Here is a 1,403-nt window from a genome sequence, read left to right as displayed (position 1 = left end):
CCACCGTATCAGCGCGGTGGGGCGGCCCCTTCGATCACGGCTTCCCGGCACGGATTAGACACACATCACGCGGCCTCTTCCTCCAAGGCAACAACCGCATCGGCGGCCTCGCGGGCCTTCCGTTCCGCCTTTTCCAGCTTGGCCTTCGCCTTGGCCAGCTGCTTGGCACGGCGCTTGTGCATCTTCTTGGACACCTCGTCGAGGCGGTCCGGGAAGAGGTGGCCGTACGTGTCCAACGTCAGGGTTGCGGACTTGTGGCCCAGCATCGTCTGTACGACGTTGACGTCCGCGCCGCTGGCGATGGCGAGCGAGGCTGCCGTGTGCCTCAGCTTGTGCGGGGTGACCTTGAGGTGTCCCAGTCCGGCCTTCACCACCGCCGGCGCGAAGAACCGCTGACGGAAGTTGCGAGCCCGCAGCGGTCCGCCCTGCGGGGCTGTGAAGAGCAACTGCTCGTCTCCCCGCCCCTGGACGTGGGGCTTCAACTCCTCTGCCAGGAACCGCGGGATCGGTACCGATCGGCGCTCGTGGTTCTTGGGGGTGTCGAGGTAGAGCTTGCCGTTGTCCTCTGCGTACGCCTCGACGATGTGCGCCCGGCAGGCATCAAGGTCGACGCGCCCTACCTTCAGCGCGGAAGCCTCACCCCAGCGCAGGCCGGTGTAGGCCAGCAGCAGGATGAACACCCGGTAGGCGCCTGATGCGTTGGCCAGCGCGTCGACCTGCATGTCGTCGAGGTACACGTGGTCGGCTGGCATCGCCTTCGGCAGGGGCACGCCGACTGCAGGGTTGACCACCAGACGACGAGCCTGGACCGCGTAGCCGAGAACGCGGCTGAGGACGACGTACGCCTTGCGGACCGAACGGGGGCTGAGCTTCCTGCCGCCGGCCGCCTCGCCGGACAGCAGGTCCGCGAGCCACTCGGCGATGTCCTCGAAGTGGATGCGGTCCAGCGGGGTGGTGCCCCACTTGGGGATCACGTGGACGTCGAGAACGCCGCGGTAGCGAGCCCGGGTTGAGCGCTTGAGGTGGATCTGCACGGCCAGCCAGGACTCCGCCACCTCTGCGAACTTCACGCGCGCGGCGGCCGGATCGCGGTAGGAGCCGTCGTTGAGACGGGACTCCATCCTCGTCCGCTCGGCCTCGGCGTCGACCTTGCGGGTGAAGGTCTTCATCTTCGGCTTGCCGTCGGGGTCGTACCAGCGCACGCGGTAGCGCCCCGGCGGCGTACGCCCCGCCCTTTTGGCATCCGCCACGGCCCGTACGTACGCCGCGTGCCCGATGCGGTCCTCAATCCAGACCCGCGCCAACTAGGTCCTGTCTGAAGTTCGGATCATCTGTGCGGTGTGATGCTGCGGAGCCAGAGCATGGCACCGCACAGGTGCAGTCCGGCCGCGTAGCTCTCCGGG

The 1,403-nt window shown here is 67.9% G+C and carries 1 protein-coding gene; it reads right to left on the bottom strand.

Annotation, left to right across the window (positions count from 1 at the left end):
- Window positions 1-65: 65 nt before the first annotated feature.
- Window positions 66-1,250, bottom strand: a complete 1,185-nt coding sequence (locus tag ACN6LD_RS42210; protein ID WP_319188851.1) for a tyrosine-type recombinase/integrase — start codon at window positions 1,248-1,250, stop codon at window positions 66-68.
- Between the last annotated feature and the right edge of the window lie 153 nt (window positions 1,251-1,403).

It is taken from the genome of Streptomyces sp. SAS_272 (genome assembly GCF_052543235.1).
The sequence above is the reverse complement of the archived record's forward strand: the minus strand, read 5'-3'. Positions and strand labels throughout refer to the sequence as shown.